The organism is Streptomyces hygroscopicus (assembly GCF_026168105.1).
In the GTDB taxonomy this organism is placed as follows: Bacteria; Actinomycetota; Actinomycetes; order Streptomycetales; family Streptomycetaceae; genus Streptomyces; species Streptomyces hygroscopicus_D.
Window position 1 is genome coordinate 1 of sequence record NZ_LBMW01000117.1, and the last position, 3,929, is coordinate 3,929.

A 3,929-nucleotide genomic window follows, 5' to 3' on the forward strand; every position below is an offset into this window, starting at 1 on the left:
CGCCCGCCGCGCCCGCCGCGCCGAAGCCTGCCGCTGCACCTGCTGCCGCGAAGTCCGCCGCGGCGCCTGCCAAGCCCAAGAAGGACGAACCCGTGGCCCAGGCGCCCCAGGGCCCCGAGCTGGTGACGCTGCGCGGCCCGGCCGCCGCCGTCGCGAAGAACATGAACGCCTCGCTGGAGCTGCCCACGGCCACGTCCGTGCGCGCGGTCCCGGTGAAGCTGCTCTTCGACAACCGCATCGTCATCAACAACCACCTCAAGCGCGCCCGGGGCGGGAAGATCTCCTTCACGCACCTGATCGGCTACGCGATGGTCCGGGCCATCAAGGCCATGCCGTCGATGAACTGGTCGTTCGGCGAGAAGGACGGCAAGCCCACCCTCGTCAAGCCGGAGCACGTGAACCTCGGCCTCGCCATCGACCTGGTGAAGCCGAACGGTGACCGCCAGCTCGTCGTCGCGGCGATCAAGAAGGCCGAGACGCTCAACTTCTTCGAGTTCTGGCAGGCCTACGAGGACATCGTCCGCCGCGCCCGCGACGGCAAGCTGACCATGGACGACTTCACCGGCGTCACGGTCTCCCTCACCAACCCCGGCGGCCTCGGCACGGTCCACTCGGTCCCGCGTCTGATGCCGGGCCAGTCGGTGATCATGGGTGTCGGCTCGATGGACTACCCGGCGGAGTTCCAGGGCACCTCCCAGGACACGCTGAACAAGCTCGGCATCTCGAAGGTCATGACCCTCACGTCGACCTACGACCACCGGGTGATCCAGGGCGCCGCCTCCGGCGAGTTCCTGCGCACCGTCGCGAACCTCCTCCTCGGCGAGAACGGCTTCTACGACGAGATCTTCGAGGCCCTGCGCATCCCCTACGAGCCGGTCCGCTGGCTCAAGGACATCGACGCCTCGCACGACGACGACGTCACCAAGGCCGCCCGCGTCTTCGAGCTGATCCACTCCTACCGGGTCCGCGGCCACGTCATGGCCGACACCGACCCGCTGGAGTACCGCCAGCGCAAGCACCCCGACCTGGACATCGTCGAGCACGGCCTCACCCTGTGGGACCTGGAGCGCGAGTTCGCGGTCGGCGGCTTCGCCGGCAAGTCCATGATGAAGCTGCGTGACATCCTCGGCGTGCTGCGCGACTCGTACTGCCGCACCACCGGCATCGAGTACATGCACATCCAGGACCCCAAGCAGCGCAAGTGGATCCAGGACCGCGTGGAGCGCCCGCACTCCAAGCCGGAGCGCGAGGAGCAGCTGCGCATCCTGCGCCGGCTGAACGCGGCGGAGGCCTTCGAGACCTTCCTGCAGACGAAGTACGTCGGCCAGAAGCGCTTCTCCCTGGAGGGCGGCGAGTCGGTCATCCCGCTGCTCGACGCGGTGATCGACAGCGCGGCCGAGTCCCGCCTGGACGAGGTCGTCATCGGCATGGCCCACCGCGGCCGCCTGAACGTGCTCGCCAACATCGTCGGCAAGTCGTACGCGCAGATCTTCCGCGAGTTCGAGGGCAACCTCGACCCGAAGTCGATGCACGGCTCCGGCGACGTGAAGTACCACCTGGGCGCCGAGGGCACCTTCACGGGCCTGGACGGCGAGCAGATCAAGGTGTCTCTGGTCGCGAACCCGTCGCACCTGGAGGCCGTGGACCCGGTACTCGAGGGTGTCTCCCGCGCCAAGCAGGACATCATCAACAAGGGCGGTACGGACTTCACGGTCCTGCCGGTGGCGATCCACGGCGACGCGGCCTTCGCGGGCCAGGGCGTGGTCGCCGAGACCCTGAACATGTCGCAGTTGCGCGGCTACCGCACGGGCGGCACGGTCCACGTCGTCATCAACAACCAGGTCGGCTTCACCGCGGCCCCCGAGTCCTCGCGTTCCTCGATGTACGCGACGGACGTGGCCCGCATGATCGAGGCCCCGATCTTCCATGTGAACGGCGACGACCCGGAGGCGGTCGTGCGCGTCGCGCGCCTGGCCTTCGAGTTCCGCCAGGCGTTCAACAAGGACGTGGTGATCGACCTCATCTGCTATCGCCGCCGCGGCCACAACGAGTCGGACAACCCGGCCTTCACCCAGCCGCTGATGTACGACCTGATCGACAAGAAGCGCTCGGTGCGCAAGCTGTACACCGAGTCGCTGATCGGCCGCGGCGACATCACCCTGGAGGAGGCCGAGCAGGCCCTGCAGGACTACCAGGGCCAGCTGGAGAAGGTCTTCACCGAGGTCCGCGAGGCCACGTCGCAGCCGGTCGCGGGCGCACCGGAGGAGCCTCAGGACGGCTTCCCGGTGGCGGTCGACACGGCCGTGTCCGCCGAGGTCGTCAAGCGGATCGCCGAGTCCCAGGTCAACGTCCCCGACCACATCACCGTGCACCCGCGTCTGCTGCCGCAGTTGCAGCGCCGGGCCGCGATGGTCGAGGACGGCACGATCGACTGGGGCATGGGCGAGACGCTCGCCATCGGCTCGCTGCTGCTCGAGGGTGTCCCGGTCCGTCTGTCGGGCCAGGACTCGCGCCGCGGTACGTTCGGCCAGCGCCACGCGGTGATCATCGACCGCGCGACGGGCGAGGACTACACGCCGCTGCAGTACCTCTCCGAAGACCAGGCGCGCTACAACGTCTACGACTCCCTCCTGTCCGAGTACGCCGCGATGGGCTTCGAGTACGGTTACTCGCTGGCCCGTCCGGACGCGCTCGTGATGTGGGAGGCCCAGTTCGGCGACTTCGTCAACGGCGCGCAGACGGTCGTGGACGAGTTCGTGTCGTCGGCGGAGCAGAAGTGGGGCCAGACGAGCGGTGTGACGCTGCTGCTGCCGCACGGCTACGAGGGCCAGGGTCCGGACCACTCCTCGGCGCGTCCCGAGCGGTTCCTGCAGCTGTGCGCGCAGAACAACATGACGGTGGCCATGCCGACCCTTCCGTCGAACTACTTCCACCTCCTGCGGTGGCAGGTGCACAACCCGCACCACAAGCCGCTCGTGGTCTTCACGCCGAAGTCGATGCTGCGCCTCAAGGCCGCCGCGTCCAAGGCGGAGGAGTTCACGACGGGGCGGTTCCGCCCGGTCATCGGCGACGCGTCGGTGGACCCGGCCGGGGTGCGCAGGGTCGTGTTCACCGCGGGCAAGGTCTACTACGACCTCGAGGCGGAGCGGAAGAAGCGCGGCGCTACCGACACGGCGATCATCCGGCTCGAGCGTCTGTACCCGCTGCCGGGCGCGGAGCTCCAGGCGGAGATCAAGAAGTACCCGAACGCCGAGAAGTACCTGTGGGCCCAGGAGGAGCCGGCGAACCAGGGCGCATGGCCGTTCATCGCCCTGAACCTCATCGACCACCTGGACCTGGCGGTCGGCGCGGACATCCCGGCGGGCGAGCGTCTGCGTCGCATTTCACGCCCGCACGGCTCTTCCCCGGCCGTCGGTTCCGCAAAGCGGCACCAGGCCGAGCAGGAGCAGCTGGTGCGTGAGGTGTTCGAGGCGTAGGACCTCACGGACAGCACCAGGGCCCCTTCCCGAGCGCGTCTCGGGGAGGGGCCTCGGCGTTCGGCGTCCCGGGGGCCTCGGGCCCCGGACCGGGTGAGGTGTGCGCCCGCGAGCGGCGCCCGGACCGCGCCTATTCTGGAGAGGCCGAGAGGCCGAGAGGCCGTCCGAGAGACCGAGAGTCCGAGAGACCGAGAAATCGGCGGACACCGCGTTCCGGCAGGTTTTGTCTGTCCCCCCGATTGTGACGGAGAGCACGTTGTACTTCACCGACCGTGGCATCGAGGAGCTGGAGAAGCGGCGCGGCGAGGAGGAGATCACCTTCGAGTGGCTCGCCGAGCAGCTTCGTACGTTCGTCGATCTCAACCCGGACTTCGAGGTACCGGTGGAGCGGCTGGCCACCTGGCTGGCCCGGCTGGACGACGAGGACGACGAGTAGATCCAGGACCCGGGGCC

2 protein-coding genes are annotated in these 3,929 nt (G+C 68.7%); both read left to right on the forward strand.

The window, feature by feature from the left end; all coding sequences use genetic code 11:
- A partial coding sequence (locus tag AAW14_RS38980) for a multifunctional oxoglutarate decarboxylase/oxoglutarate dehydrogenase thiamine pyrophosphate-binding subunit/dihydrolipoyllysine-residue succinyltransferase subunit (RefSeq protein WP_265569210.1) occupies positions 1-3,476 on the forward strand: 3,476 nt, incomplete at its 5' end.
- Positions 3,477-3,732: 256 nt separating this feature from the next.
- Positions 3,733-3,912: a DUF6104 family protein gene (locus tag AAW14_RS38985; protein ID WP_028420339.1), complete on the forward strand. Its 180-nt coding sequence runs from the start codon at positions 3,733-3,735 to the stop codon at positions 3,910-3,912.
- Positions 3,913-3,929 lie beyond the last annotated feature (17 nt).